The sequence below is a fragment of the Paenibacillus sp. FSL K6-0276 genome, assembly GCF_037977235.1.
In the GTDB taxonomy this organism is placed as follows: domain Bacteria; phylum Bacillota; class Bacilli; order Paenibacillales; family Paenibacillaceae; genus Paenibacillus_AQ.
Genome location: NZ_CP150276.1, coordinates 3,843,391 through 3,867,968, shown reverse-complemented (window position 1 = coordinate 3,867,968; position 24,578 = coordinate 3,843,391). Strand labels below are relative to the sequence as shown.

At 42.2% G+C, this 24,578-nt stretch carries 24 protein-coding genes; 16 read left to right on the top strand and 8 right to left on the bottom strand.

All coding sequences use genetic code 11. The annotated features are described in order from the left end of the window. The first annotated feature begins 5 nt into the window (after positions 1-5). Positions 6-602 carry a DUF1349 domain-containing protein gene (locus MHH52_RS18250; protein WP_340003908.1) on the top strand — a complete coding sequence of 199 codons (597 nt, stop codon included), beginning with the start codon at positions 6-8 and terminating at the stop codon, positions 600-602. 76 nt (positions 603-678) lie between these two features. Here the strand turns inward: MHH52_RS18250 and MHH52_RS18245 are convergent, their stop codons facing one another. The 3 genes from MHH52_RS18245 to MHH52_RS18235 form a co-directional block, all read right to left on the bottom strand. Beyond that, positions 679-2,358 (bottom strand): ABC transporter substrate-binding protein, encoded by a 1,680-nt coding sequence (locus MHH52_RS18245; RefSeq protein ID WP_340003907.1) that lies wholly within the window; start codon positions 2,356-2,358, stop codon positions 679-681. Between the two features lie 109 nt (positions 2,359-2,467). Next, positions 2,468-4,084 (bottom strand): response regulator, encoded by a 1,617-nt coding sequence (locus MHH52_RS18240; protein WP_340003906.1) that lies wholly within the window; start codon positions 4,082-4,084, stop codon positions 2,468-2,470. Between the two features lie 4 nt (positions 4,085-4,088). Next, on the bottom strand, positions 4,089-5,900 hold the full coding sequence (locus MHH52_RS18235) for a histidine kinase (protein WP_340003905.1): 1,812 nt from the start codon (positions 5,898-5,900) through the stop codon (positions 4,089-4,091). Positions 5,901-6,044: 144 nt separating this feature from the next. Between MHH52_RS18235 and MHH52_RS18230 the strand changes: the two genes are divergently transcribed. The 4 genes from MHH52_RS18230 to MHH52_RS18215 all read left to right on the top strand — a co-directional run bounded on the left by MHH52_RS18230 (position 6,045) and on the right by MHH52_RS18215 (position 9,746). Further along, positions 6,045-7,007, top strand: coding sequence for an ABC transporter permease subunit (locus MHH52_RS18230; protein WP_313637730.1), 963 nt, complete (start codon positions 6,045-6,047; stop codon positions 7,005-7,007). A gap of 15 nt (positions 7,008-7,022) precedes the next feature. Continuing rightward, positions 7,023-7,895, top strand: a complete 873-nt coding sequence (locus MHH52_RS18225) for a carbohydrate ABC transporter permease (RefSeq protein ID WP_340003904.1) — start codon at positions 7,023-7,025, stop codon at positions 7,893-7,895. A gap of 200 nt (positions 7,896-8,095) precedes the next feature. Beyond that, a complete protein-coding gene (locus MHH52_RS18220) occupies positions 8,096-9,448 on the top strand; it encodes a sodium-dependent transporter (RefSeq protein WP_340003903.1) in 1,353 nt (450 codons plus the stop codon). A 199-nt stretch (positions 9,449-9,647) separates the two neighbouring features. Continuing rightward, positions 9,648-9,746: a sporulation protein YjcZ gene (locus MHH52_RS18215; RefSeq protein ID WP_082651031.1), complete on the top strand. Its 99-nt coding sequence runs from the start codon at positions 9,648-9,650 to the stop codon at positions 9,744-9,746. A gap of 85 nt (positions 9,747-9,831) precedes the next feature. Here MHH52_RS18215 and MHH52_RS18210 read toward each other — a convergent pair whose 3' ends face one another. The 3 genes from MHH52_RS18210 to MHH52_RS18200 all read right to left on the bottom strand — a co-directional run bounded on the left by MHH52_RS18210 (position 9,832) and on the right by MHH52_RS18200 (position 12,685). Further along, the gene (locus tag MHH52_RS18210; protein WP_340003902.1) at positions 9,832-10,551 is read right to left on the bottom strand and encodes a class I SAM-dependent methyltransferase; all 720 of its coding nucleotides are present in this window, start codon (positions 10,549-10,551) and stop codon (positions 9,832-9,834) included. A 173-nt stretch (positions 10,552-10,724) separates the two neighbouring features. Further along, entirely contained in the window at positions 10,725-11,681 is a 957-nt protein-coding gene (locus MHH52_RS18205; RefSeq protein WP_340003901.1) for an IS30 family transposase, read from the bottom strand. Between the two features lie 119 nt (positions 11,682-11,800). Further along, on the bottom strand, positions 11,801-12,685 hold the full coding sequence (locus MHH52_RS18200) for a LysR family transcriptional regulator (protein WP_340003900.1): 885 nt from the start codon (positions 12,683-12,685) through the stop codon (positions 11,801-11,803). 105 nt (positions 12,686-12,790) lie between these two features. On the opposite strand from MHH52_RS18200, the gene aroA reads away from it, so the two are divergent. Continuing rightward, complete coding sequence (gene aroA, locus MHH52_RS18195) at positions 12,791-14,137, top strand: 3-phosphoshikimate 1-carboxyvinyltransferase (protein WP_340003899.1); 1,347 nt, start codon at positions 12,791-12,793, stop codon at positions 14,135-14,137. Positions 14,138-14,155: 18 nt separating this feature from the next. Next, positions 14,156-15,211 carry a chorismate synthase gene (gene aroC / locus MHH52_RS18190; protein ID WP_340003898.1) on the top strand — a complete coding sequence of 352 codons (1,056 nt, stop codon included), beginning with the start codon at positions 14,156-14,158 and terminating at the stop codon, positions 15,209-15,211. Between the two features lie 110 nt (positions 15,212-15,321). Here the strand turns inward: aroC and MHH52_RS18185 are convergent, their stop codons facing one another. Continuing rightward, positions 15,322-15,996: an SOS response-associated peptidase gene (locus MHH52_RS18185; RefSeq protein ID WP_340003897.1), complete on the bottom strand. Its 675-nt coding sequence runs from the start codon at positions 15,994-15,996 to the stop codon at positions 15,322-15,324. Positions 15,997-16,166: 170 nt separating this feature from the next. On the opposite strand from MHH52_RS18185, the gene MHH52_RS18180 reads away from it, so the two are divergent. Continuing rightward, positions 16,167-16,505 carry a PHP-associated domain-containing protein gene (locus tag MHH52_RS18180; RefSeq protein WP_340003896.1) on the top strand — a complete coding sequence of 113 codons (339 nt, stop codon included), beginning with the start codon at positions 16,167-16,169 and terminating at the stop codon, positions 16,503-16,505. 231 nt (positions 16,506-16,736) lie between these two features. Continuing rightward, complete coding sequence (locus MHH52_RS18175) at positions 16,737-17,384, top strand: FusB/FusC family EF-G-binding protein (RefSeq protein WP_340003895.1); 648 nt, start codon at positions 16,737-16,739, stop codon at positions 17,382-17,384. Positions 17,385-17,738: 354 nt separating this feature from the next. Here the strand turns inward: MHH52_RS18175 and MHH52_RS18170 are convergent, their stop codons facing one another. Next, positions 17,739-17,963, bottom strand: coding sequence for a hypothetical protein (locus MHH52_RS18170; RefSeq protein ID WP_313637746.1), 225 nt, complete (start codon positions 17,961-17,963; stop codon positions 17,739-17,741). A gap of 171 nt (positions 17,964-18,134) precedes the next feature. Here MHH52_RS18170 and MHH52_RS18165 point away from each other — a divergent pair, with 171 nt between their 5' ends. The 7 genes from MHH52_RS18165 to MHH52_RS18135 all read left to right on the top strand — a co-directional run bounded on the left by MHH52_RS18165 (position 18,135) and on the right by MHH52_RS18135 (position 24,456). Continuing rightward, positions 18,135-18,974, top strand: a complete 840-nt coding sequence (locus MHH52_RS18165; RefSeq protein ID WP_340003894.1) for a DegV family protein — start codon at positions 18,135-18,137, stop codon at positions 18,972-18,974. Positions 18,975-19,249: 275 nt separating this feature from the next. Beyond that, positions 19,250-19,954: a response regulator transcription factor gene (locus tag MHH52_RS18160; protein WP_313637750.1), complete on the top strand. Its 705-nt coding sequence runs from the start codon at positions 19,250-19,252 to the stop codon at positions 19,952-19,954. Positions 19,955-20,066: 112 nt separating this feature from the next. Next, the gene (locus tag MHH52_RS18155) at positions 20,067-21,350 is read left to right on the top strand and encodes a HAMP domain-containing sensor histidine kinase (RefSeq protein WP_340003893.1); all 1,284 of its coding nucleotides are present in this window, start codon (positions 20,067-20,069) and stop codon (positions 21,348-21,350) included. Between the two features lie 40 nt (positions 21,351-21,390). Continuing rightward, positions 21,391-22,476 (top strand): AI-2E family transporter, encoded by a 1,086-nt coding sequence (locus MHH52_RS18150; protein WP_340003892.1) that lies wholly within the window; start codon positions 21,391-21,393, stop codon positions 22,474-22,476. 37 nt (positions 22,477-22,513) lie between these two features. Next, entirely contained in the window at positions 22,514-22,864 is a 351-nt protein-coding gene (locus MHH52_RS18145) for an Asp23/Gls24 family envelope stress response protein (RefSeq protein ID WP_340003891.1), read from the top strand. Between the two features lie 79 nt (positions 22,865-22,943). Further along, positions 22,944-23,309, top strand: coding sequence for a hypothetical protein (locus MHH52_RS18140; RefSeq protein ID WP_340003890.1), 366 nt, complete (start codon positions 22,944-22,946; stop codon positions 23,307-23,309). A gap of 130 nt (positions 23,310-23,439) precedes the next feature. Beyond that, positions 23,440-24,456 carry a S66 peptidase family protein gene (locus MHH52_RS18135; RefSeq protein WP_340003889.1) on the top strand — a complete coding sequence of 339 codons (1,017 nt, stop codon included), beginning with the start codon at positions 23,440-23,442 and terminating at the stop codon, positions 24,454-24,456. The last annotated feature ends 122 nt before the right edge of the window (positions 24,457-24,578 follow it).

Sequence of the window (24,578 nt, the reverse complement as noted above, 5' to 3'; positions counted from 1 at the left end):
CAAGAATGACTATAAACTTATTTGTAAATGAAACAAGAAAACAGCTACGCTGGATGAATCGCCCCAACTACTGGGAGTTTACAGCTTTAGATGCACTGACAATAATTGCTCCTCCTAAATCAGATTTCTTTCAAGATCCGTCAAGCAAACATATCGCTAGCTCAGCGCCATTCTTATCTATACCTGCTGGAGATTCCTTTGAATTGACAACTAGAGTACGTGTCGATATGCGTCATATATATGATTCAGGTTGCCTCATGCTTATGATGGACGATCGGAACTGGGCTAAGCTATGCTTTGAATTTAATGGACAGCACCCAATAATCGTGTCTGTGGTGACAAGAGAGGGGGTGTCAGATGATTGTTACTCCGTACAAGTTACTGTAGACAAGCCTTATTTGCGCATAACCAAGCAAAATAATTGTGTTACCTTCTCCTATTCGGAGGACGGGGCTAATTGGATGCTTATTCGTTATTTTGGAATGAATGAATGTGCTGAATACGTAGCAGGTGTTGTCGCGCAATCTCCACAGGGTGAAGGCTGCACTGTGGAATTCGACTATTTGAATTTGTCGGAATTAAAGCAAGAAAGCCGCTTCTAACTTAATGATAGTGGACTCTATAAAAAACAAGCCAGAGCGAATGCACGCTCCGGCTTGTTTCTATGTTTGTTAAAGCTTATTTCGTGGATACAGATTTGTACCAATCGTTAACTTCTTTGGTGATTTGGTCACCGCCATTAGATTTCCAATTAGCAACAAATTGGTCAAAGGCATCTACAGGCAGTTTACCGTAAATAATTTTGTTGAAAGTTTCCATTTCGGACTGACGAAGCAGGTTCCATTTGGAAACCATCGTTGGTGTCGCAGCACCAGTAAAGTAGTTTTGTTTGCGAATGTCTAATTGCGACATAACAACTTTTCCTGCCGCCCAGTTTTCTGGTTTACGGAATTGTGCCATTTGTTTTTCATAAGGTGTTTCAGGTTTCTCACCATCAGCAAGTTTAACCAAAGTCTTCATAAACAGATCAGGAATACGGGCCGGACCTGTTAAGAATGGGAATTCATTGGAGAAGTCTTTAATTTTGTCTTTATCACTGGTAGGTTTTCCATCAATCATGTCCCAATCGTAACCTTTAGCAAATCCATATTCATATTGACTACCTGCAGCAGGGTTTGCTAAGTTATCAAGCAAGTAATTGTAGTATAAGAAAATCGCTTCAGGATGCTTAGCATCCTTGTTTATCATGATACTAGCGTTCACACCGGAATTCTGCCATTTAGTTCCAATCAAGCCATCTGGTCCTGCAGGAACTGGATAACCTTTAATCTTAGCTCCAGGTACATTCTTTATAAGATCGGGAGCAGGCCAGTCTGGAACCCAGTTTGCGCCTGGCAGAATACCAGCTGCACCTTTCGTCCAGCTCTCAGCTGATTTACCCTCATCCCAAAGTGCGGAGTCCGCGTGAATATAACCTTTGTCCATCCATTCACTAAGCTTCGCGAGTGCTTGCTTAGCACCTGGATTAACTGAACCATACTCTAGATTTCCGTCTTTGTCTTTGTTCCACTGTTCCTCAATCGTACCGTATGCCCCGAATAACCAGTCGAGTTGGCCCATCCAGGTGTTTGTATTATTTTTCAAAGAAATTGCAAGCGGGTACACATCTTTAGGTGCTAAGCCATCAGGGTTTTCGTTCTTGAATTTGTCCATGATGTTCTCAAGATCGGCGATGGTCTTAGGAGCCTGAAGATTCAGCTTTTCCATCCAATCTTCACGCAACCACAGAAGCGTATCATCATTGTCGGTATATTCAAGGATCGGCATATTATATTTCTTACCGTCTTTAGTGAATGGGTACCAAAGTTCTGGATGTGCTGCAACGTGGTCTTTCAGAATCTTATTGGCATACTTATCAAACAATTCATCGATGGCAATGAACTGACCGGAATCAATTAGCTGATTAGTCAATACTGCGTTAGTTGGTACAAAAACGAAATCAGGCAGTTTCTCGCCAGAAGCAATAGCTAGCTGAAGCTTTTGTCTGTATTGATCGTCGTTTGCAGGATACCAAGTATCTTTATGCTTCATGCCGAGTGTTTCAAGCATCCAGCGATCGTGAACGTTGTTTTCTTTGGTATCACCTTGAACATACTTCTTAGGCATCAATACGGAACTGAACTCAATCGGTGGATCGTATTTGCCTTTTGCGAAAGCAGCATCTGCTTCGGATTGAGTATTTTCAGTTGTATTGCCTTTCTTAGCGTTCTCATTAGACGTGCCGCTACTGCCACATGCTGTGAGAGTGATAAGTGCTGTGACCGTGAGTAGCGACCACATTTTCTTAAACTTGATCATTCTTCAATTCCCCCTACTGTGTATAATCTTTACAAGTGTAACTTTAACAACTTGTCGGGGATGTCATCTATATGAGATTTTTAGTTTCGATAGGACTCTATCATGCTATTTATTTTGTGTCCCTATATTCCTGCGGCGTTACCCCAAACTGCCGTTTGAATACTTTGATAAAATAAGCAGGGTCCATATAGCCAATCTCCATGCTGATTTCATAGACTTTTTTAGAGGTGGTCTTCAGCTTATGACAGGCACGATCCATCCGTAAACGCGAGATATAATCGCTAATTCCTTCACCCGTTTCAATCTTATAAATTTTTGATAAATGCGTCGGATGGAGATTTACATGGTCAGCCAGAACACGTAATGATACATCATCATGTAGGTTCTTATCCGTATAATCTTGAATTTTCTTTACATACTCTGAACGTATGTCTTTGATTTCGTTGGACGTTCCTTCTTTTAGATTGGCTAGAACACTTAACGACCATTTTCTTAGTTTACTAATGCTGGTAAAAGCATCCCCACTCTGCAACGCTTCGATATCGGTCCCCATTAAGTTTGCCAGCGTATGACCATTGCGATGTGCGAGATTCGTGAAGGAGGCCGTAATTAAAAAGCCAGCCTCCATGCAATGCTCCCAGGATTCAGACCATTTCTCATCCAGTTCTGCACAGACGGCAAGTAATTTCTCTTCAGCCGCATCCCAATGTCCACTCTCTAGTAGATGAATCAAAGTGGGAGGGGTATAAAGAGCATCCAAGGGCCCGTGCGCTGAAGGAAGTTCCAAGTCACTGACCCGCATAATGAATTCTCGCTCATCTCCGACAATTTGACGGAAAGAGGATGAGGCTTGACGGAAACGATTCGATAGCTGCTCAGGAAACTTGAACCATTCCGTGATTACAATGGATAGTGAACCTTTCAAGAATTGCTTAACTTTATACTGAAGTTGTAAAGAGAGCTTCTCTAATATGGATTCTTTTCCGAGGTCGGTTCCTTTTTCTTTAAGCTGAAGCAGAAACACAAGATATCCATGTTCCTCCTTAACGCCCCAGACCTCCATAAATTCACCCATAATCTCTTCAGCCATATTAATGATTGCATATTCAATCAAGGTTTGATCGGTTTGATCGGTATTATCGAATTCTCCAAATTCTTCTTCCATTCGGACAAGCATCAAAGCGCATTCTCCGGAATGGAAGGGCAGATTGTAGCTCGCAAGCTTACGTTCCCATTCGCCGGCTTGAAATCGATGACCTTGTAAGGCATCAAGCAGCAATCGCCCCCGCAAAACTGGAAGATTCTCCCGGAGGGTGAATTGGGTTCGCTTAAGAGAACTTATGAGCTCCCATTCTGCGTTCAATTGATTGATCGCATTTTTGACTGCTCCGAGCAATTCATCATCAGTTGGCGGTTTAAGTAAATAATCCACGGTCTTGTTCTGGAGTGCTTTTTTGGCATAATCGAATTCTGAATGTCCGGATAATATAATACATTTTATTTTTTTATTGTGTTTTCTTATCCGCTCTATCAATTCGATTCCTGTCATTTCTGGCATTTGAATATCTGAAATTACAATATCAATGGGATGCGTATCAATAATTTGTAGCGCTTCACGTGCTGAATAAGCTTTATGCACATGTTCGATTCCTAGTGTATGCCAGGGTTTAGTCATGGAAAGATTATCTACCCAGTGTGCTTCATCGTCTACTATGATCATCTGCATGTTGTTAGTCTCCTTGATGGTTCTTTAATTTATAACTTTCATCCTCAGATGGGATTTCCCAGATAATCTCTGTTCGGAATCCACCGAGAGGGGATGGCTTGAATGCCAGACTTGAATGATTGCCAAACAGGTGAATGATCCGCTGATTCGTATTCCAAAGACCACAACCCATTTCCTCCTGCAAAGGCTGCTGCATTTTACGATTTAATGCTTCTAGCTGACCCGGATTCAAGCCGGGACCATCGTCATCAATATAAATTTTGCAGAAACCGTTTGACTTCTCACCAGTAATTTTGATCTCACCTGATGAATAAGACTTCGCTACTCCGTGAATTACAGAATTCTCCACCATCGGTTGAAGCATTAGGCGTGGCACAGACTGGCTAAGCATATCCTTAGGAATATCAATATGATATTCAATTCTGCCATTGCGCAGTTTCTGGATATCCAAATAGTTGACCAAGAGCTTGATTTCTTCATCCAAAGAAGCCGTCTCCCGTTCCATTCGGGTGGTATAACGATAGTAGGCACTTAAATTATAAGCCATAGAGACGACAGCGTCCTCATCTTTCATTTGGGCCATATTGATAATATAACCAAGACAGTTATAGAGAAAATGTGGATTGATTTGAGCTTGAAGCTGCTTCAGGGTAGCTTCTCGAGCTCGGATCTTTTCATTAAATACATTTTCTATCAGGTCTTGAATTTGATGGGACATGTCATTAAAACGACGGAACAGAAACGAAAACTCATTTTTCTCATTGCTATGAAGCCGTATGGAATAGTCTCCCTGCTCTACGTGCCGTAAGCCACTAATTAGCTTTTTGATGGGAGATTGAACGTTTCTATATAGTAAAATCGAAGAGAAAATTCCCACTCCTAACAGCAGAATCATAGAGATATAGAATAAATCTCGACTGAGAGAAATCGGTTTGAGAATTTGATATAGAGGGACAACATCTATTAAATGCCAATCCAAAGAGGATGACTTCACAGAGCTGACCAAATAGTTCTTTCCATCCAGTTTCACTACATCCTGGGTTGTATTTTCCGGAGAGTGGTTATCTAGATAACGAATTAGTTCATCTGATAGCTGCTTGTCCGCGCTGCGGTTCAGGATCGGTTTATCCCCTTTGTGATAGAAGAACGGATTGCCTTGCCCACCTGCTTTATACGAATCTAGCATGTTCTGAATGTTCTTATAACTGAAACTGGCTTCAATGACTAAGCTACTTCCCGTTAAAGTCCCCGGCTGAGCTAAGGAATCCGTAAAGAACCAGTAAAAGGATTTTAGATCGCCTTGAGATTCCACGCTATGATCACCATACGTCCATTTTCCACTCATATTTGCTTTTAAATAATCCTCATCATACCCAGCAGGTCTGTCGTAATTGGCGATGACATCTTTATTCTGCTGTGAATGAACGGCGTATCTGGTAGGCCAAATATCTGTAACCCCAGTCTGAAGCACCATCTTTTCCTGAATAATATACCTTGTCTGCATCTGATCATATCGATCATCCCACATATTTAATCCGTTGAATGCCCTGACGTTGGGATCTCTTGAAAGAATAAGGGTGAAATCCATCATCTGATTAATTCGCGAATCAATCTGATTGGATAGAAAAGTGAGTTGTTTCGTATTGGACGTTTGCAACTCTTTGCTTACAACCTCGAAGGTGACTTTATTTGAAAAGGTATACATGATAATGATGGGAATGAACAAGATTATGATCAAGCTGTTTATTTTGGCAAACAGACTAAATCGAGATTGTAAGTTTCCTCTAAGTTTTGTAAAGCGCTTCCATAAATTCATAAATGCCCCTCCAAATGATGTCCTAATAAAACCCTATCTAGCCCTAACAATGTTATATAGTCAAACCTAAGAAACGCCTGATACTATTTATAGCAGAGATCCCCATCACACACAAAATATTTTTTTTGGGAATAGGAGAGAGCTATGGAGGCTAAGTTGGAGGTTAACTCGATACAGCAGGCGAGCCTAGAAAGTCAGCCGAGTAAAAAAAGAAAAAAAGGCTTTAATCAACCATGGAGTCTCCATTTAATGGTGTTGCCGGCGGCAATTATGGTTTTTATTTTTTCTTATATTCCGATGTCCGGAATTCTTATGGCATTTCAAGACTATAAACCTGCACTAGGTTTTTTTGATTCCGAGTGGGTCGGACTTAAGCATTTTAGGTACATGTGGGAGAATGATTATTTCCTGCAAATCACATGGAATACGTTGTTTTTTGCATGCTCCAAGATTGTTTTGAATTTGATTATTCCGTTCATCTTCGCCTTGTTGCTTAATGAGGTACGGAATATGGGCCTTAAAAGAAGCATTCAAACACTCGTTTATCTTCCGCACTTTCTGTCTTGGGTTACACTTTCAGGGATTCTCATTGATATCCTTGCTCAGACAGGTATTGTCAATCAATTCCTCACATCTGTATTCGGCATCAAGCCGATTTTCTTTCTAGGGGATGGCAACTGGTTCAGGTTCACTATCATTGCTAGTGATGTCTGGAAAGAGTTTGGTTTCAATACGATCATCTTTCTAGCGGCACTTTCGGGTATAAATCCATCGCTCTATGAAGCTGCTGAAGTGGATGGAGCGGGGCGCTGGAAACAAACGATGTATATTACAATTCCTGCGTTGATTCCAATCGCTATTGTTATCGCAACCTTGGCACTAGGTAATGTGCTCAACGCTAACTTCGACCAGATCTTTAACTTGTACAGTCCATTGGTCTATCAACAGGGAGATATCATAGATACCTTCGTGTACAGAGAAGGTCTTCTCAGCGGACAGTTCAGTTTCGCAACCGCAGTTAATCTATTCAAATCGGTAATCAGCTTGGTCTTAATCGTTGTCTCTTACCGGCTAGCTTATAGATTTGCAGGGTACAGAATTTTCTAGAAAGGATGACAACTGATGTACCATAAAACAATTCCATATCGAATATTCAGTATAATCAATAATGTGTGCCTGACTATCCTTTCGGTGCTCTGCTTGCTACCTTTGTATCACTTACTCATGGTATCTCTAAGCTCTTCCGCACCTGCTAATGCTGGATTAGTCACATTCTGGCCGATTGACTTTACTCTTGAAGCCTATGCAAAGACGTTTAATAATGTCAATTTCCTTACCTCTTTGTGGGTGTCTGTACAGCGGACAGTACTCGGAACTGCACTTGCACTAGTAGTAAATACGGTTGCAGCTTATGCGCTGTCTAAGGAAACACGAGTCTTTCGTGCACGCAACGTCTATCTTTGGTATTTTGTCGTTACCATGCTGTTCAGCGGTGGTTTGATTCCGAGTTATATCCTAGTTCTGAAGCTTGGACTAATGAATTCATTGATGGCGCTTATTCTTCCTGGATTAGTTGCTGTATTTAACATCATTTTGCTTCTGAATTTCTTCCGTTCCGTACCTAAGGATCTTGAGGAAGCAGCTTTTATTGATGGAGCAGGGCACTTTCAGACCTTTATAAAAATATATTTACCGGTCTCCGTACCTGTTATCGCGACAATTTCTCTATTCCTTATGGTAGGACACTGGAACGCTTACTTTGACGGTATCATCTATATTAGAGATGCAGACAAGCTTCCGCTAGCGACGTTTATGCAGACAATTATCGTTCAGGCAGATATGTCTAAGCTTGATCCGACAGCTGTTGCTAATTTGTCTCAACGAACCATTCGGGCCTCGCAGATTTTCATAAGCGCATTGCCAATTCTATTGGTTTATCCTTTCTTGCAACGTTACTTTGTAACTGGGATTGTGGTTGGCGCTGTAAAAGAATAATCTCTTTTAGTAAAAGAGTTTGAAAAAGGAGCTACGGTTCTAGTCCATGACTAGGCTATGTGGCTCCTTTTTCGTTGCAATGAATTGCATGACTAATTGGATATTTATTGAAAATATTAAAATGATTCAGAAAATTTTCATGTGACGAACATGCTAACATAGGCTATAATGAGGTCTAAAAAAGAAAACGGGGCATAAGAATGAATCAATTTAAAGGTGGGAAAAATCTTATCTCGGAGAAGAACGAGCGTTTCTCTTCCGCCGGCTTTATTTTCGCAGCCATCGGTAGCTCAGTAGGTTTAGGTAATATGTGGAAATTTCCTTATATTACAGGAGAAAATGGAGGAGCGGCGTTCTTCCTTCTCTTCATTGTATGTTTGTTGTTGATTGGTTTACCCGTTCTGTTGGCAGAGCTGGCTATTGGCCGGAGCGGACGTGGAAGCGCGGCCACCGCGTTTATACGATCCGGAGGCGGGAAGGGCTGGTTGGCAGTTGGATTTCTGCAAGTCCTTGCACCGTTTCTAATTCTTTCCTTTTATATTATTGTTGCAGGGTGGACACTGAACTACGCGATGATTGCATTCAATGGACAACTGTTCAGTTCTAGTAATTATGCAGGTGAATTCAACACCTTTATCTCAGGATATATGCCGATTGTTTGGCAGGGGATAGCCATCCTTATTACGGCGGGTATAGTCATCCTTGGAGTATCGGGCGGAATTGAGAAATTTAATAAAGTATTAATTCCTGGCCTCGTCGTCCTTCTTATTGTGTTAATGATTCGCGCTGTAACCTTACCGGGTGCAAACGAAGGAGTAGCCTTTTTCCTCAAACCGGACTTTTCAGTGCTGACGGCTGAATCTGCGCTAGTCGCATTGGGACATGCCTTCTTTTCATTGTCGCTCGGAATGGGGATTCTCCTGACTTACGGATCATATGTTGATAAAAAACAATCACTGGGTACCGCTGCATTTGCAATCGGTGCAGGAGATTTGTTATATGCTTTTATCGCAGGGCTGATTATTTTTCCGACGACATTCTCATTTGGCATTGCTCCCGACCAAGGTCCTTCTCTGATTTTTATCGCTTTGCCTGCGGCTTTCTCGGCTATGCCTTTCGGTGCGTTCTTCGGTGGTCTGTTCTTTATCTTGCTGGCAATCGCCGCTTTAACCTCTGCCGTATCCCTTCTTGAAGTGCCTGTATCCTTCGCGATGGAGCGCTTTAATTGGAGCCGGAAACGTTCAGTTTGGATTTTGTCTCTAGTATGTTTCCTACTCAGTATTCCTTCGGCGATGTCACTGGGAATGTTCCCTGAGCTAGCATTTGGCGGCAAAGCGCTATTCGATTGGATGGACTTTATTACCTCTAACATTATGTTACCGCTTGGCGGTCTGCTGGTTACTATCTTTGCCGGTTATTTCTGGAAAGGTGCAGCGGAAGCGGCTGGACTTTCGGCACGATGGTTCCGCGTTTGGTTGTTTATGCTCCGGTATGTTGCGCCGATTCTGGTGTTCCTGGTGTTGCTCCATACCTCGGGAATTCTTTCCTTTTAATTCTAAAAAAAGTCTAACAAATAACCAAAAAAACTTACAACCCCTTGTGGTTGTGAGTTTTTTTGGTTATATGGGTGAGCGTATATTTCTTTCAAGGGGCTGTAATAAAGAGGGGGTTGGAATCAATTGGGTTATAGTCCATACTTTCTGAATGGCGGCGCATATTATGTCATAGGAAGCAAAAAGGGGGGGATAATCAATGAGTTGTGGAGTTGGAGGAAGATTCACTTCTACTGGAGAAATATTGGTTCTTTATATTTTATTGGTAATTGTATTATCTGCTTGTTTCTTTGTATAATAGCAAGGCTAATTAGAAAGAACAATAGTCATTGTTCCAAGACTATTGTTCTTTCTTCGCAAATGTTGATGGGCAAGTCAACACTTTATTTAGTTCCAATAAATAGAATAAATCCGATGTATTGATGATAACTGTCCATTATTCTGTTGTACTTACCTATTACTTCCCAGATGGTGTGGTCAAGAAAGGAATCAACATCCATTTGTTGATAATGGTCTGGATGCTCTATAAGATCCTCATTTGACTTAGGAAACAAGAAGGGACCATCTATCTGTGAATGATAGAATCCTATTGTATTTACTAATGCTGACCAATCACTAAGGTCCCATAACTTTTCAACATGATAAAATGTAGTAATCTCTTGAATGATTTCTGTAGACATTGGTTTATATTGGATCATTTCTCTGTCAAAAAGTTTGCCTCCAGTCCGCAAAACCCTATAATATTCCGAAAATGCCTTATCTGTATCAGTGAATATGGATACAGACTCAACAAGAATCACATCAAATGATTCGTTAGGAAAAGGAAGCGAACTTGCGTCTCCTACTAAGAATTGAATTGAAGCATTCTCTTTTTCAGCCCGCATTTTTGCTTTTGAGATCATATCTGGGTGAATATCTATACCTATTACATCATGACCCTGCGCAGCTAAATAACAAGATGTCCTGCCTGTGCCACAACCAACTTCAAGTATTCGGGAGGCAATTGGTAGAGGATATTGTTCGAATTGCTTTAAAGTTGCAGTAAACCCTCCAGGATGAGCATTCCCAATACCTAATTTAGCTAGTATATCCAAATATTTCATGAGTTTAGATTCCTTTCACTGTGGGTTTTATTTTTATAATATGAAAGAAAACTAACTTTGTACCTCAGAAGAAATATTACTGACTTAAGGACATACATAAAAAAAGGATTTTTTTGGATTTGACACTCTGAGGCTAGGCTACCAAGTGGTAGCTTTTTTTAAAAGACGGATTGTCAAGCTAAGTGCGACACTTCGGACATGAAAGATTCGTGAGCAGACTTCCACCCCAGACATTTCCGGGGGCGGTGGTTGATGAGATCTAGGGCGTGGGCAAGCTCCTCATCTGAAACTTGTGCAAAATCATGGCCTTTGGGAAAGAACTCTCGAAGGAGTCCGTTGCCATTCTCGTTAGACCCTCGTTGCCAGGACGAGTAGGGATCAGCAAAGTAGACATCCAGTCCATGAAAGGCTTCCAGAGCGCTATAGCAGGCGAATTCCTTTCCTCGATCCGCAGTAGCCGTTCGGAAAGTTTCTTGCGGATACTGGCTAGCCACAACACCAAAGGCGATCTCCATCGAATGAGCGGTACGGTCGGGCATCTTTACGGCCAGATACATCCGTGTCTTGCGCTCGATAAAGGTCGCGGCACAAGCACGGCTTTTTCCTCGGCTGGAAACCACCGTATCTAGTTCCCAGTGCCCGAAGGAATCTCTCTTTCGTACTCCCTTTGGCCGTTGACTAATGGTTTTCCCCACGAGGAATCGACCACGTGTCTCCAGTGGTTTACGTCGTTTACCCTTATGCCGTAGCACCTTTACTTCGCCTGCAACCAGACGACCTGCATATAGCCAACGGTAGATCGTCTTGAAGCATACGAAGGGTTGACCACTGGCTCTACGCTGTTCAGCAATCTGCTCGGGCGACCAGGTAAGTCGGAGTTTCTCATTGATCTCTCCGGCCAGTTCCGCGGTGAAACGACCTGTCGACTTACTCCCTTGTCGACGTTCGCTATACGCGATCTGAGCGGTCTCAGCAAGATAGGTATTTCCCTTGCCTCCTCGCTTCCGTTCTCTGGCAATGACGGAGTGATGACGTCCAAGTTCTGCCCCAATCGCTCGACTAGACCATCCCAATCCGTATAGTACTTCTAGTTTGCTTCGCTCCGTTATGCTAAGATGAGTGTAACCCATGGTGTGATTCTCCTTGTGTGAATGGTGTGTGGTAACTTCATTCTACACGAATCCCCATGGGCTTTCTCTGTTTAGCTGTCGCACTTCATATTACAATCCGTCAAAAACTAAAATCCCTCCTATAGCTGGGCATCAATCATCTGAACGAATTGCTCAGCGGCAACGGACAGCTTTCTGTCTCGTCGTACTGCAAAGCCTATACTGCGAGGTAGAAGTGGATCGTCCAAGCGCAGTTCATAAAGTTTTCCACTGTGAAGATCCTCTTGCACGAAAGAACGGCTAATAAAAGCTGCCCCATACCCTAACCTAGCGAATTCTGCCAGCAGTTCTATGCTCCCCAATTCGATATCTGGTATCACCGATAAGCCCTTAGCCGCAAACCATTGCTCGACAAATACTCTTGTGCTGCTCCCTTGAGAAAATAGGATTAAAGGTAACTGCGACACTTCTTTCATAGCTAGCGAACGACTCGCTATTTCTTGATAGGCTTCTCCTACTACAAAACAATCCTCCAACATAGCCAACGTTTGAATATTTAGCAGCGGGTCGTGGAGGGGCATATGTACAAAGGCACAGTCGATCTCACCATTTTTTAAACGCTCAGTGATCTCTGGCGTTTTTCCATGTGAAAGACGAATTCGTATCCCTGGGTATGCGCTATGAAAGGTGTTCAATTGCGGTAATAAAAGATGCTTGATCAGATAATCGCTGGCCCCGATTCGTATTTCTCCCTCATTTAGTTGCTTCAAGTTCTCAAGATGCTTCTGTGCATAATCCAGCATGGAAAAGGATTGTTCTACATATTCGAACAGCGCTCGCCCTTCTTCTGTAAGCTCTACACCTTTGGACAGCCTGTGAAACAGCTTCAGTCCCAAGGCTTCTTCCATTTGCTTAATGGCATAACTCACAGAAGGCTGTGTAATATGTAGTTCCCCTGCAGCTTTTGTTAAGTTTCGATGACGTGCCGTCTGCCAAAAAATACGATACCATTCCAAGTTGAACATGTGGTATAGATCACCTCTATATCATTATGGTAAAAATCCAATTTCATTTATTTCATTTCATTCATTATAATCAGGCTAGAGGAATAATTCAAAGGGGTGGATGAAATGGAATCCAATCAACCGGACTTAGAAGCACGTTCTCCATGGTCAACGAATAGCGATAAACACATAGTGAAGATTAGCCCAGCGAAAGCGGTAATCAATGGGACGATAACCATATCAGGAAGCAAAAGTCTGACGAATCGGGCTTTGGTAATCGCTGCTTTAGCTGATGGACGTTCAGAAATAAAGGGAATATTAAGAAGTGATGACTCTTACTGGTGTATTGAATCATTAAAGAAACTGGGGATTCCCGTTGTGATAGAAGAAGAGACAGCTGTTGTGGAGGGATGTGGCGGCAACTGGCCGAATCCGACTGGTGAGCTATATGTAGGAGCGGTAGGTACGGTTGCGAGATTCTTACCCGCTGCACTCTCGGCAGGGACGGGCACTTGGACGATGAATGGAAGTAAACGACTCTGTGAGCGACCACTCGCGCCATTACTCGACGCATTAACGACCCTTGGTGCACAATTTGAGTATAAACAAGCCGAGCGTTGTTTACCTTTTACAATAGAGGCAAAAGGTCTGCAAGGAGGAAAGGCGACGCTGCCCGGCTCCACTTCAAGTCAATTTATTAGTGGGTTACTGCTAGCTGCACCGTATGCCAAAGAACCGGTAACCGTGTATATTGATGGAGAAGTTGTGCAAAGAGACTATGTTGAAATGACTCTTGCCATGATGGCTTCCTTTGGTGTAACACCAGAAGCGTCTCAGGACGGTCAATCGATAACGGTTCCTACAAGAAAGTATCAAGGTCACATGATCACTTTAGAGCCTGATGTATCCACATGCTGTTACTTTTGGGCGGTAGCTGCGCTTACGGCAGGCCGTGTACGAATTGAAGGGATTAATGCTAGCATTACAAGTCAACCTGATATCGAGTTCTTAGACGTTTTGGAGTTAATGGGCTGTACCGTTCTTCGTGGGGAGAACTTTGTTGAAGTGCAAGGTGTCCCACGGATGAAGGGTGGATTCACAGTGAGTATGAAGAAGTGGTCGGATCAAACACTAACAATGGCTGCTATGGCTATTTTTGCAGATGGTCCAATCACTCTAAAGGATGCCGCACATATCAGACATCATGAATGTGATCGGATAGCCGCGATATGTGAAGAAATAAGTAAGCTCGGAATACGTGTAGAAGAGTTTGAGGATGGTCTAACGGTATATCCGGGTCAGCCAATCCCAGCTTTACTAAATTCTCATGACGATCATCGGATGGCTATGGCGCTTTCTTTAATCGGCTTGAAGATTGAGAATATTCAGATTATCGACCCTGGTTGTGTCTCAAAGACCTGTCCAGATTATTTTGACCGTTTGTCAGCGTTAGGCGTACAGGTCCAATACTAAATAAGGAGTGCATATATAATGGCAGGAAATACATTCGGTGAAGTGTTCAAAATTACAACCTTCGGTGAGTCACATGGTGTGTCGGTAGGGGTCATAGTGGATGGGGTAACACCTGGCGTAGAGATTAACGAAGCGTATATACAGAAACAGATGGATCGGAGAAAGCCGGGCCAATCTTCGGTGACTACCCCTCGTAAGGAATATGATGTTGTCCACATACAATCAGGAGTATTCGAGGGGAAAACAACAGGTACGCCGCTCTTTGTAGTTCTTCAAAATCACGATATGAGACCAGAAGCGTATAGTGAGATCCAGGACGCTTTTCGGCCGGGTCATGCCGATTTTACTTATTTAGAGAAATACGGTATTCGGGATCATCGCGGTAGCGGACGTGCTTCAGGTAGAGAAACTGCGGCAAGAGTGGCTGGAGGTGCGATAGCCCGTAAGTTGTTAGAGAGAAGAGGTGTACAGGTAGTAGCATACACGCAAGAAATCGGAGGTATAAAGTGTGAATCCTTCGATGAGGGTGTGATTGAACAAAATGCTGTCCGCGCCTGTGATCCGATTGCAGCTGACAAAATGATTAAAAAAATTGAGGGGTTAGCTGAGGTTGGAGATAGCTGTGGTGGCATTGTGGAATGCCGTATTCGTGGCGTGATTCCGGGACTTGGAGAGCCGGTCTTTGATAAATTGGATGCGGAACTGGCGAAAGCTATGCTGTCCATTGGCGCTGTTAAAGGGATAGAATTTGGAGCTGGCTTCGAAGCGGCAACGATGCTGGGGAGTGAGCATAATGACGCGAGGAATAGCGAAGGTTTTCTTACTAATCATTCCGGAGGAATCATCGGGGGGATTAGCACAGGACAAGAAATCGTATTTCGGATCAGTGTAAAGCCTACTTCTTCCATCTCTGTGCCACAGAAAACGACTAACATCAAAGGGGAAGAGCGAGAGATACGCACCGAAGGCAGACATGATCCATGTATTTGCCCGAGAATTGTACCTGTCGTAGAGGCTATGGCTTGTTTAGTGCTGGAGGATCAGTACAAACGACAAGCCGCAATGCTTGGATAATTCAAGAGCGGCATTAACAATAAAAGCAGCGATATACTAAGGCTTTAGTTCCAGCCTTAGCATATCGCTGCTTCATTTTTAGAGTATTCTAATCCAAAGCTGCTATTATTTCAGGGCTTTACCCAGGACTCGTTCAGATCCATTTCCCGAATACACTCAGCCGAGTCGTGCCTGTTGTTGTTAATCATTGGTGTGACCGGGTACACCTGCATTTCATCTGCTGAATAAGGCCGCAGAATCGGATTCAGTGCTTCCAGATCATTCGTCTCCTCATCAAGCCATCGAGTGATATCCTGTGGGGACAAAATCGCTGGCATCCGGCTCTCAAATTCACCAATTAGTGGGTTAGCTTCTGTCATGACCAGAGTGCAGGTGCGAAGAGGTTCCCCGCGCGTATCACGCCAAATTTCGTATAGACCAGCCACTCCGAACATACTGCGATTATTCATGACTACCCGAACTGGATAAGTCTTCTTGCCTTCTTTTTTCCAATAGTAAAATCCATTGCACGGGATAACACAGCGATGCTTGTCCACCATCTTGCGGTAGGTTGGATTCTGATGCACATTTCGGAGATCCGCATTGATCGCATCTTTTCCCCAATAAGGAACGAATCCCCAGCGGAACTCATCTAGAATTCGCTCACCATCCTGTTGCAAAACGACCGGCATATCTTGCGTGGGGCTAATATTATAGCGGTCTTTAAAGTAGTACATCACCCGGTTAATTTCAAAATGCTCCCTAATATCCTGCAGTTCGGCCGCCAGGGAAAAACGTTGACACATGAAACATCAGCCTCCTTTTGTTCCGTAGTGTTTGTTAAAGAAGGTAAATTATTCATGGTTCCCGTGATCATTCATTCACAATTTTTGAAGATTCAGCTGTAGCAAGTACTTACTGAATTACAGAAAAGTTGTTGGGAGAGGGTATCTTGTACTTACGAAGTTTTGAGATTATGAGGAAAAATGAAACGAACCATAGCAACTATCTATTTTCTATCTTAGCTATAAAGAATCTGAGCACGCCTTTTGCTGAGAAGCTAGGTGTACCTGTGATTGCCGGCAGTGACAGTCACCAATGTCTGCAATATGGGAGCGTTCTGAATCGGTTGAATACCACTTGCGCTACTGTGGAGGAATTGAAAGAAGCGATTAAGCGAGGCAACTACGAAATTGAGCTTTCGCCGTGTCTTCAAACCAAAGTGAAAGCTTCGGTCATAATGAAGAAACTATTGAAGCAGCTAAATGGCGAAGCTCCCTCCAGAGATGAAGCAGAGTTTGGCTATATGGCCTAGCCGATTCCAAACATTCCTGATATACTTTTTTCGTGAATGTAATTGGAGGTGGTACTGTGCTAATGCTGGTTTGCCCATTAGCTAGAAGTTCCTCATGCAAAGCCTAAATTAGGGCGATACTTTGCGTGAGGTGCGATAGGATGGATGATCGCCCAAACTTAACATTATCGTTTCTAATAATGGGCTTTGAACCTTATGGATTTTTCATAACAAATAAGGGGCTGAAGAGCAATGAATACACCATTTATTAGAAACCATCAATATAATTTTATTAAGAAACAAACGGATTTCCTTCTAAAGACACTACGAACTGTAGCGGATCGAAGAGTCTTGGAGACTGTAAGATATCGTTCAGTATTGAACGTTATTGAAGCTTTTCCAACGCTTACTGACAATCAGCAGCAAATGCTACAACAATTATCTACTTTTGAGACTCAATACGATTTTCAGAAATATCTAAGTGGACTAGAGTCTTATATAGATCCTTTTCCACAGATTACACCGAAACAGGTTCAGAAGTTATTCCCTAAGAATAAGAAACTGAAGGTACCTGATTTATCAGCTATCGACTTTCGATATATGACGTATCTGAGCTGGATAGATATTGCTACCAATAAATTATTTATTGTATATCCGTTCGAAGGACAGTTTATCGGGATCGAGGGAAGGATTACACCGACGAACAAGAAGGGGTATTGCCTGTTCTGTAATCGGCAGCAACAGCTTGCCTTCTTCACGGTCAAGACCAAGCTTGCGAAATCTTCGCCGGATGATTATTTCTCGATTGGTCAATATGTGTGCATAGATAGTGATGAATGTAATCATAGTATTACTGATATAGCATCACTGGAGAGGTTCATTTTCTCCACTCGTGCATAATGTTTTATTCTACGAACGGGAAAGTATTTCTCACTTTGGAAGTTTAAAAAGATAAATAAAACAGCGATTCTCTGGTTAAAGGAGAATCGCTGTTTTGCGTTTTTGGTTGATAAGTGCTCAAAGCAGCGGAGAGAACGGACTGATTGTGGAAAAGCGTAGCGTTCGCCCGAAAGCTTTCCGCAGGAAAGCTCGCTTCGAAAGCATATGCTGTCTCCGGATTTTCACCGCTAAGGGAAAAAATGAAAAATCTGGAGACAACAGCGATTGGAACAACAGTCCGTTCGCGGAGCGTTCACACAAAGTGCCTATGTCTATCCTACTCAAAAATGAAATTGAAGCTATTTCATTTCAAAGTTATTGTTTGTCTTTGGAATCTCTATTGATGACCCGTGTAGGCCGTGTTACCCAGTTTGTACGATTCATCGGTTTTACGGTATCAATTCTGGAATTCGAAAGTTCATTCGAAGGTTCTGTTGTTTCTGTTTCAGTAGAAGTTGTACCCTCTTGTTCCACTGGTTTTTTCCTCGATAGTCCTGTACCGTCATGTTTGCCTCTGTTCCATACTCTTCCCTTACTCATACATACACTCCATTCCTATACGCTTATTCATAAACCATATCATATTAGGACAAGTTAAGGAAGAAAGACATAAGCACAAATTAAAGGAATTTTCAAGTTATATTGGTTACTGGAGATTTCATTTGGGGATAGCTATAATAGTACTGATATTGAAAGGAGAGTACTTATATTATGGCAATCAAGATCATAACAGACAGCGGTTCCGACCTACCCCTTGACTACATGGAGAAGTATAATGTTTCCGTGGTTCATCTTCCGGTTCATTTTGGGCATGAGCTAATGCCTGCGGATACGGATACGAAAACCTTTTATGCTAAAATGAGTGTATCCAAGGAGCTGCCTACTACAGCAAGTCCAAGTCCAAACCAATTCCTTGAGACATTTAGGCAAGTAGAGGAAGGTACTGATATTATGGTCATTTGTATGTCCTCTAATATTAGTAGCACTTATCAGACGGCTATGATCGCTATGGAAATGTATCAAGAAGAAGGACACACCAATGCGATAGAGGTTATAGATTCTAAGACCTTCTCAGGAGGATTGTCACTGATTGTGGGCCTCGCGGCGAAGTGGTCACTAACTTGTACGAGTCTGCAGGAACTGAAGGAAAAGGTGCTTCAGCAAGTAGACGAAGTTCTCGCATATTTCACACTGGATACACTTGAGAACGTGATGAAAGGCGGACGTCTAAGTCGGATATCAGGAGCGGTTGCTTCTGTGCTAAATATCAAACTATTGCTCAAAATCAGCGAAGAGGGTACAGTAGAAGTAGTCGAGAAGACCCGGGGACTTACAAAGGCATTGAACCGTCTGCTTGCACATTTGGATGAGAAGCAGCATGATTACGAGAAGGCTGTTATCGCTATTGTACACAGTAACTGTGAGAAGTTGGCGCTTGAGATAAAAGAACGTATATTACAAAAGCACCCATTCAAAGAAGTTTTACTCTCTAGTATGGGGCCGGTTATGGGAACCTATGCAGGTGAAGGTGGAATCGGAGTAGCTTTTTAAAAATATAAGAATTTATAAGTTTCTCTGATAAATAGTTCTTATATTTCGCGTTTAAACGCTTACCGTCCTTAATTAGGACGCCGAAGGCGTTTATACTTGCCAGATGAAGTTTTTTTTCAGGAAATTTATGATCGTACATGGGACGAGTTCCTGTGTGCGATTTTTATTTAAAAATAAGAATTTATATGCTTCGCAGCTATAAGATTTAGCTATTCTTTAGATTGGATTTAGGTGGGTTTAATAATCGCGGATTATAGTTAGTTGGGGTGATTACTATGTATACGATTCTGATCGCAGATGATGAAGCAGAAATTGTGGAGTTATTGAGATTATATTTAGAGAAAGAGTACAACATTGTAGAAGCGAACAGTGGTACTGAAGCGTTAATGCAAGTTCAGAACCATAAAATTGATTTAGCGATACTGGATATTATGATGCCTGGTTTAGATGGACTGCAATTATTGAAGAAGATTCGTGAGGTTCATCATTTCCCGGTGTTGTTTTTATCTGCAAAAAGCGAACATTACGACAAAATCTTGGGTCTGGAACTCGGTGCCGACGATTACATTTCTAAACCGTTTAATCCATTAGAAATTGTAGCTCGTGCGGGAGCTTTGCTGCGGCGAGTACATCATTTTGATGCACAAATTGTTGAAGAAAAGGCAGATGAACAGATTGTATTGGGAGAATTAAAGCTGGATCAAAGCCAGTGTCTGCTCTATCGTTCAGGAGAACCCGTCGTCCTTACCTCTACTGAGTACAAAATTCTGGAATTAATGATGAAGCAACCAGGTCGGGTCTTTACACGGAAAAAAATATATGAGGCTGTGTGGGAAGATTTCTATGTGTACGAAGATAATAGTATCATGGTACATATCAGCAATATCCGTGAAAAGATTGAGCAAGACTCCAAAAAGCCGGTTTATTTAAAGACCATTAGAGGGCTGGGATACAAAATTGAAGCACCTATGGAGCAATAGAGATCAACGACCTTTACAATCATCGCTGACTTTGGATTTTATGTTATTTATTTGTATTCTGTTTTTTCTCGTGATTGTTTATTATTTGTTCATTAATCTTGATGTGAGCCATATGTTCGAAAAAAATAAAATCGCTGATCCTGATTTGAAGGTTGAAGCTAGTGCCTATCGAGATAATCTGGAGCATGGGGTAGAAACCAAACGTCTTCTGCGTAGCGGGGGATGGATCGAGGTCTTGGACCAAGACAAGCAGGTCATCGAGATTGTTGGAGAGAAGAAAGACGATGTAAGACAATATACCGATAACCAGCTTTTGAAAAGTCTGGAAAACAGAGAAGATCAGGCTTACTACTACTCGTTGACTACACGCAATAATCAGAATGAATCAGAGTGGCTGCTCCTGAAAATCCCTAGAGAAGCCATCGATATTTCAATTAATAGCGATTCATTAGTTGCATACTTCAACCACTCAATTTCATATTATGTCTTTTTGGGAGTTGGGATGGTTCTCTTGCTTATTATCGTGTACAGTTATTGGGTGGCACGAAGAATCAGGAAACCGCTACGTATCATTACGCTTGGTTTGAAGCAGATGATTGAAGGGAATTATGATACTCGTATCTCACTATATGCAGAGAAAGAATTTTCTCAAATAGGGGAGACTTTTAATTATATGGCGGACGTAATTGAGAAGACGACCAAAGAAAAACGCCAAGCGGAGGAAAGTAAGAAACGCATGATGGTTGATCTTTCTCATGACCTGAAGACACCCATTACGAGTATACAGGGGTTTGCACAGGCATTGGTTGAAGGTCGTGGTGAGGATGAAGAACGGCAGAAAAGATATTTAACCTATATCTATAACAAATCCTCGCAAGTTACCAAGCTGATTCAAAACATGGTGGAGCTGCTTAAAATAGATTCCCCGGATTTTTTGCTGCGTTTGGAGCGTCATGAACTGGGTGAATTTATTCGTGAAATCGTTGCAGACTCCTATGGTGAGATTGAACAAAAGAACTTTATCCTGCAGCTGAATGTTCCTGAACAGGAAGTATTCGCAAGCTTTGACGCGGAGCTACTTTCGAGTGTAGTTCATAATTTGATCTCCAATGCTTTGATCTATAATCCACCAGGGACACAACTGCGTGTGGAGGTTATACCCTCGGAGAGCGAGGTTGTCATTGAAATTGCAGATACTGGAGTGGGCATTCCTGAAGAGCTTTGGTCAACGTTGTTTGATCCGTTTGTTCGTGGAGATAAAGCACGGTCAACTACAGGAGGAACGGGGCTTGGTTTATCCATTGCTATGAAAAACACAGAGAAAATGGGTGGTACGCTTCATCTTAGTCGCCGAAAAGAGGAACCAACGGTATTCACCATACGTATTCCCAAATAGCGAGATGAAAGACATCCAAAATAGAAGACGGGAGAGAAACATGGCTAAACTGAACACATTCATTCGAATCTGTCTAGCAATCCTTTTGGTGTTAGGCATTGTATTTCTAGGCTCACGTGTCGATTTTATTTTCACGCCGATCCTTTCTTTGTTCAATGTTATTATCGTTCCTTTAATGTTAGCAGGATTTTTCTATTATTTACTGCGACCGCTGATCAATACTTTGGAGAGATATAAATTAAATCGCTCTGTTGCGATTATCATCGTATATGTGGTCATTTTATTTCTTTTGTTTGCTTTTAGTATTGGAGTATGGCCTTCTCTTCGAACACAATTAGTTAATTTCGTGGATAATATGCCAAATCTGATTGCTGCCATGAACCAGCAGCTATTGAAGCTGGAGGACAGTGGATTCCTAGCTTCTTTTATACCTGAAGATATGAACCTGGCCTCACAATTGACGGAATATTTGAATAAAGGATTTACACTGATTACGAATTACGTAACGGGTCTATTCTCCTTTGTTTCAAATTTTGCCATTATTTTATTTACCTTTCCAATTATGTTGTTCTACATGCTTAAGGAAGGCGGAAAATTTGGACGTAAGATTGTAAGTTTCTTCCCAAAGAAGTATCGTGGAGATGGGACTACTATGATGAGCGAAATAGACACCGCGCTTAGTGGATTCATCGTTGGGCGGGTACTTGTAAATCTGGCTCTTGGCGTTCTGATGTATATTGGATTCCTTATTATTGGTCTGCAGTATGCATTGTTGTTGACTGTACTCGCAGTTGTGATGAATTTTGTACCTTTCATTGGTGCAATTCTGTCCAGTATTCCTATTTTTATTATCGGATTCATCCAATCGCCGTCCATTGCAGTGTGGGCCATCATCATTGTTCTCGTAGCTCAGCAAATACAGGATAATTTAATCGCTCCCTACATTTTTGGGAAAAAGCTTGATATTCATCCGCTGACGACGATCATCTTAGTATTGGTTGGTGGAGATTTAGGCGGGATCATTGCGATTTTGCTGATTATTCCGGTGTATATGATTATTAAGATCATATTGATGAAGCTGTACAATTTGTTTGTCAAGAAGCACAGGGCTGAGGAGAGCCTTTAACATCTCTTAACTTATCAAATATTATGGAGGTATTCATATGAATGAAGGAACGGAGCAAGGATTAGTTCATATCTCAGATGATGTGGTCACATCGATCGTCGGACAAGTGGTTCTGGAAACGCCAGGTATTGCTGGGATGTCAGGTAGTAATATCTCGAACAACTGGGCTAAACGTCTGAGCGGTAAAAATGTAAAAAAAGGATTGTCTGTTGAAGTGAAAGAAGTAGACGTTGCCATCGATCTACGGGTTATTGTTAATTACGGATGTGTGATTCAAGAGGTCTGTTATATGTTGCAGAAAAATGTACGAAATGCTGTTGAGAATATGATGGGCCTCTCCCTTGTTTCGGTAAATGTGAAAGTTGAGAAAGTAACTCTTCCATTATAAGGATAGTTTTCGAATAGGCACCATGATATAGGCTTCTGCATAGAATGGAGCAAATCCATTTACGGAGGTCAGAACATCCATGTCGACATATAACACTGGGCAAGAGCAGAATGTGATTTATCAGGCCGATCCTGCTGCGATCCGGCACCTGCACGGTGTCCGTGATTCCTTGCATCAATCCTGCAAGCCATACCTAAATCATATGGTGAATGTACAGACTTTAGATGGCTTAGTGCATGAAGGTACTTTAGCCGGAGTAGATAATAAACACTTGTATTTGAACGTTGCAGTGAATGGGCAAATGCCGCGCGGATATTATAACCCTTACCAACCTCATCATCCGCATCCTGGTCCAGACCCAGGTCATTACCCAGGTCCTCCTTACAATAATAATGTGATCTTACCGCTTGTTTTATTTGAACTGCTTGCCATTTCTTTACTCTAAAGCTTATATTCTATGGAAAAAAGACATGTGCTGGATTCGCGATCGTACGTTGACGCGTCTAGCCATGTTTTTTTTCTGTGTAAATGAAGTTTACTATTGATATAATTGCTGTAAAACCTGGAGGTGTCATATGATTAGATATCCTATTTTGAAAAAGAATGCGACAGTAGGGGTAACCGCACCTTCATCTGGAGTAGGTGCTCAAAATGCGGAGCTAGTAAAGCTGTCTTCTAGTCGCATGGAGTCGAACGGATTCAATGTTATCTGTGGGGATACTGTATGGACGCAAGAGAAGGCTAAATCTGCACCAGCAAGAGTGCGCGCTCAGGAGTTTAATGAGATGATGGACGCTGAGCCTATTGATATCATAATTCCGCCTTGGGGTGGGGAGTTGTTAATTGAGGTTCTTGAATTTATTGATTTTGATGCCATGAGGGACAAGTGGATCTTAGGCTATTCAGACATTAGCGTGCTTTTGCTTGCAGTCACGTTAAGAACAGGGATTGCCACGGCTCATGGGACGAACCTTGTTGATTTAAGGGGAAAGTATTCTGATGATACCACAGCCATGTGGCAAGCGGTTCTAGAGACGAAAGCAGGGGGTTCTATCGTCCAGCATTCATCACTTAAATATCAGGGGGAATGGCAGCATGATGTTCCTTCACCTTGTGTGTTCCACTTGACAGAAGATACCCGTTGGAAGACTGTATCATCTGGTCCTGTAACTATGAAAGGGCGTCTACTAGGGGGCTGCATAGATGTAATTAGGCACTTAATTGGCACGCCATTTGGCAATCTAAAGTATTTTCAAGAACAAATGATTAATAATGAACCGATTCTATGGTATTTGGAAAATTGCGAACTGAATACGGTTGATGTACGTAGGTCATTAGTCCAGATGAAGCTGGCAGGATGGTTCGAGAATTGTTCTGGCATTATGTTTGGCAGAAGTCCTGCTAATCGACCTGTAGAGAACTATACGGCCGAAGACATCTACGCAGAGCTTTCTGAGGAGCTCCAGGTACCTATTGTTTATGATATCGATTGTGGTCATATTCCACCGCAAATTACGCTTATTAACGGGGCATATGCTGAAGTTGATGTGTCGGACGGAGTAGGGACGGTAAAGCAATTTTTCTATGAATAGGTGCATACCAAAAAGGGACAACCACTTGGGCTGTCCCTTTCTTTAAAATATAAGAAAGTATAAGTTTCACACTATACTTTTTGTCTTATATTTCTCGCATAAACGCTTAGCGTCCTTATAGG

Excerpts from the sequence above, each read along its gene's own strand:
- MHH52_RS18150 (WP_340003892.1), top strand. The coding sequence starts at position 21,391 with ATGGCTAAACTGAACACATTCATTCGAATCTGTCTAGCAATCCTTTTG.
- MHH52_RS18215 (WP_082651031.1), top strand. The coding sequence starts at position 9,648 with ATGAGTTGTGGAGTTGGAGGAAGATTCACTTCTACTGGAGAAATATTG.
- MHH52_RS18145 (WP_340003891.1), top strand. The coding sequence starts at position 22,514 with ATGAATGAAGGAACGGAGCAAGGATTAGTTCATATCTCAGATGATGTG.
- MHH52_RS18140 (WP_340003890.1), top strand. The coding sequence starts at position 22,944 with ATGTCGACATATAACACTGGGCAAGAGCAGAATGTGATTTATCAGGCC.
- MHH52_RS18185 (WP_340003897.1), bottom strand. The coding sequence starts at position 15,996 with ATGTGTCAACGTTTTTCCCTGGCGGCCGAACTGCAGGATATTAGGGAG.
- aroC (WP_340003898.1), top strand. The coding sequence starts at position 14,156 with ATGGCAGGAAATACATTCGGTGAAGTGTTCAAAATTACAACCTTCGGT.
- MHH52_RS18235 (WP_340003905.1), bottom strand. The coding sequence starts at position 5,900 with ATGAATTTATGGAAGCGCTTTACAAAACTTAGAGGAAACTTACAATCT.
- MHH52_RS18250 (WP_340003908.1), top strand. The coding sequence starts at position 6 with ATGACTATAAACTTATTTGTAAATGAAACAAGAAAACAGCTACGCTGG.
- MHH52_RS18200 (WP_340003900.1), bottom strand. The coding sequence starts at position 12,685 with ATGTTCAACTTGGAATGGTATCGTATTTTTTGGCAGACGGCACGTCAT.
- MHH52_RS18175 (WP_340003895.1), top strand. The coding sequence starts at position 16,737 with ATGAATACACCATTTATTAGAAACCATCAATATAATTTTATTAAGAAA.
- MHH52_RS18240 (WP_340003906.1), bottom strand. The coding sequence starts at position 4,084 with ATGCAGATGATCATAGTAGACGATGAAGCACACTGGGTAGATAATCTT.
- MHH52_RS18245 (WP_340003907.1), bottom strand. The coding sequence starts at position 2,358 with ATGATCAAGTTTAAGAAAATGTGGTCGCTACTCACGGTCACAGCACTT.
- aroA (WP_340003899.1), top strand. The coding sequence starts at position 12,791 with ATGGAATCCAATCAACCGGACTTAGAAGCACGTTCTCCATGGTCAACG.
- MHH52_RS18180 (WP_340003896.1), top strand. The coding sequence starts at position 16,167 with ATGAGGAAAAATGAAACGAACCATAGCAACTATCTATTTTCTATCTTA.
- MHH52_RS18225 (WP_340003904.1), top strand. The coding sequence starts at position 7,023 with ATGTACCATAAAACAATTCCATATCGAATATTCAGTATAATCAATAAT.
- MHH52_RS18230 (WP_313637730.1), top strand. The coding sequence starts at position 6,045 with ATGGAGGCTAAGTTGGAGGTTAACTCGATACAGCAGGCGAGCCTAGAA.
- MHH52_RS18210 (WP_340003902.1), bottom strand. The coding sequence starts at position 10,551 with ATGAAATATTTGGATATACTAGCTAAATTAGGTATTGGGAATGCTCAT.
- MHH52_RS18220 (WP_340003903.1), top strand. The coding sequence starts at position 8,096 with ATGAATCAATTTAAAGGTGGGAAAAATCTTATCTCGGAGAAGAACGAG.
- MHH52_RS18170 (WP_313637746.1), bottom strand. The coding sequence starts at position 17,963 with ATGAGTAAGGGAAGAGTATGGAACAGAGGCAAACATGACGGTACAGGA.
- MHH52_RS18135 (WP_340003889.1), top strand. The coding sequence starts at position 23,440 with ATGATTAGATATCCTATTTTGAAAAAGAATGCGACAGTAGGGGTAACC.
- MHH52_RS18205 (WP_340003901.1), bottom strand. The coding sequence starts at position 11,681 with ATGGGTTACACTCATCTTAGCATAACGGAGCGAAGCAAACTAGAAGTA.
- MHH52_RS18155 (WP_340003893.1), top strand. The coding sequence starts at position 20,067 with ATGTTCGAAAAAAATAAAATCGCTGATCCTGATTTGAAGGTTGAAGCT.
- MHH52_RS18160 (WP_313637750.1), top strand. The coding sequence starts at position 19,250 with ATGTATACGATTCTGATCGCAGATGATGAAGCAGAAATTGTGGAGTTA.
- MHH52_RS18165 (WP_340003894.1), top strand. The coding sequence starts at position 18,135 with ATGGCAATCAAGATCATAACAGACAGCGGTTCCGACCTACCCCTTGAC.